The sequence below is a fragment of the Streptococcus oralis genome (assembly GCF_001578945.1).
GTDB classification, from domain to species: Bacteria; Bacillota; Bacilli; order Lactobacillales; family Streptococcaceae; genus Streptococcus; species Streptococcus oralis_Q.
Map to the genome: position 1 here is coordinate 85,615 of NZ_KQ969552.1, position 1,460 is coordinate 87,074.

A 1,460-nucleotide genomic window follows, 5' to 3' on the forward strand; every position below is an offset into this window, starting at 1 on the left:
TATTTCAAATAGACGAGTATCAAAAGTTTGAAATTGATTTTCCAAACATTTTAGGGTGGGCGAACTACATATACCGTCACGATAAAACAACAACAAAATCTCAAATGTTTGAGATGCTAAGACAACCATCTAATTCAATAGTCGAAAACTATATCTTACCTTGGTGTGGAGACGAAAGCGATTTCGACACCGTGATGGATGCCTTAAATGACCCAGCAAATAGAAAAGATTTAGGAGCGTTCTATACACCGTTACCTTATGTTAAAGAAGCTACAAAACTTGTTCGTAAAGCTATTAGCAGTCTTCCTAAAGGTAAGGACTATATTATTTTGGATAGGTGTGCTGGTACAGGGGCATTAGAATATTATTTAACTGAAGAAGAGTTAAGCCATGTTGTCTTGAATACTTATGAAATCAAAGAATGGCTTGTTTTGTATAATAAATATATTGGAAAGGTAAGGGCTATCATACCACCGCTTTCGATGGTAAAAGCTGTTAAGGGAAACTTAGTAACAGGTGGTGATGCTTTGGCAGAAGATTTCTTGTCAATTCCAATGGAAACAGATGGAAAACATAATACATTACAAGAAATCATAGATGACGAGGATGTTGTAATTATTGGTTATGAAAATCCACCTTATTCTAGCGAGTTAGCCCGTGCTCAAGAAGGAAATGTTAAATCTAAAGATAAATATAGCTACATAAGAAAATTGATGTCCGATGAATTTACTGGGGATAGTAGTCATGCAAAAGATCTACTCAATCAATTTGTTTGGTCGTTTGAGAAGTATTTTATGAGAAACGAACATGATTATTACATCCTATTTGCACCAGTAAAGTATTGGAAGTCTGTAGGATTAATGAAAAAAACTTTCGTTGATGGATTTTTAGCAAATAGAGGGAATTTTAAAGCACAGGAAAGTTCTGTTTTGGTCGCACAATGGAAGAATGAAGTTGATACCATAACAGAAAGTTTAACTGTCCCAGCTAAAGAGATTTGGAAAGATGACAAAAAGTGGGGAACTGGAAAAGGGGCTGCAGTCATTGATGTACCTGAGGATGCTATTCTTAAAGATGTGAAGCATGTCACTATAAGAAAAGTATATAAAACGCTAGGAGAATATTATTCTAAAAAGGTAAAAGCAGATGTATTATCTAAAATTGCTACTGGCTACAATGGTAGAGAAGTGCCATTGAAAAGCTATGGGAAACCTGTTTATAATGACAATATTTTAGCGGTTATAGAAGCCAGTGGTTTTGGTACTACTCCGCAGGACATACGAATGACTAGAATTGCTATATATCATGGACGGGGTAGTCAAGTTAGAACAACTAATTATGCAGAGCAGACAGCTTTGTTTGTTGCCAAGCAGTATCCTCAAAGAAACTGGTATGAAAGAGATATTTACTATACAACTGCCGACAAAGGAGATTTGTATAAAAAGGATATAGATTTTCTA

At 35.1% G+C, this 1,460-nt stretch carries 1 pseudogene; it reads left to right on the forward strand.

What is annotated here, in order from left to right:
• Positions 1-1,460 (forward strand): annotated as a pseudogene (locus SORDD16_RS05815) (hypothetical protein); the annotation flags it as partial.